This window comes from Shewanella sp. 11B5 (genome assembly GCF_002836795.1).
GTDB classification, from domain to species: Bacteria; Pseudomonadota; Gammaproteobacteria; order Enterobacterales; family Shewanellaceae; genus Shewanella; species Shewanella frigidimarina.
On sequence record NZ_PJAP01000081.1, the window covers coordinates 1 to 1,353 of the forward strand.

The 1,353-nt window shown below is 43.7% G+C and carries 1 pseudogene; it reads right to left on the reverse strand.

The features are described from left to right. Positions 1-1,353 (reverse strand): annotated as a pseudogene (locus tag CXF78_RS00665) (endonuclease); the annotation flags it as partial.

Here is a 1,353-nt window from a genome sequence, read left to right on the forward strand (position 1 = left end):
GATTTCCATTAAGCCAACAACATCAGCATTCATGGCTACAAGCGCATTCACAATTTTAGTACGCTGTAACACCATTTCTTCTTCTATTAATGCACCACGGTTGCTGCCTGATGGATTAGCATCACCGCCAACGACGTCATTGAAGAAGTTCAACACGTTAAAGCTCGCCACGCGAATGTCACCCATATCTGCCACTGTAGGCGCATCGGTACGATCATTTACACGGATAAAATCGCCAGCAGAAATAAGGTTAGTAGGTAAGATGCGGTATGCGTTGTAGCTATAACCAATAACGCCTTCAAGGTTAGTGAGTTGATCGCCAACACGAATGTAACCAGTTTCAGCGTTAAAATCTGGGAAGTAAGGCACTTCGCCATCTTTCGCTTTGAAATCAGATTCAACAAATAACTGGTTTACTGCGTTAGCTTTAGCCAGTGCAATAGAATCTGCAGAGTTTGGCTCAAATACTTGAGTAGGTTTCATTAATGGCGCTTTATGTGACAACACCATATTGTTACGACGTCCGTCATAATCGTAGCTAAAGGTACGGGTAATTTTCATCTCACTGCCCGCATCTAATACCACTTTCATGCCTTCAACACGCTCTAATGCTTGCGTTAGGGTTTCGCCATCTGCAACATAAAATGCACTGGCTACAGGCACTTCACCTAATGCACCAACTTCAAGTTTTTGTTCGTCTTTAAGGTTAATCTGAGTCGAGCCGTAATACTCGTTTACTTTACCTTGCACACACACTTCAGTACCTGGCTGAATAGTGTCTGGAGCGGCTTCGTTCAAGAAGACAAAAATGCCGTCTGAAGTATAAGGTGAGTTGTCACCTTGCATGTCTTGAATAAAGAAACCTTTGTATAAACTGTCGCTTCTAGAAGTAACAATGCCTTTTACGGTCACTTCATTAGCCGACTCATAACTACCATCGGCAATTAATGGGCTTGAATCACCAGCGCCTTGAATGTCATAAATATTCGTTAGCGTTGCACCGTTACAAGTAAATGTACTTGGTTCTGGTGTAACAGCGGCGTCAAGCGAGCCCAAACCACTAAAGGTGTCTTTATCTAATGTGGCCCATTGGCTAGCATCATAAGTGGTGCTAGCGGTTAAGGAGTCTAATTTACGCTGAAATGTGGTGTCGAACCCCCAACCTGCTGGCGTTGGAATTTCACCAACAACATCAACCAACACACCGTCTTTTAATAGGCCGACAGCATCACCACCATTAAAGTACAAGTTACCAGTCATAGAGTCGGTTGAGGCTGGTAAGGTAATCGCTGCACTTGGGTGCAAAATGACTTTGACACTTTTTGCCGCAATAGTGTCAGTTAACTCCACCAT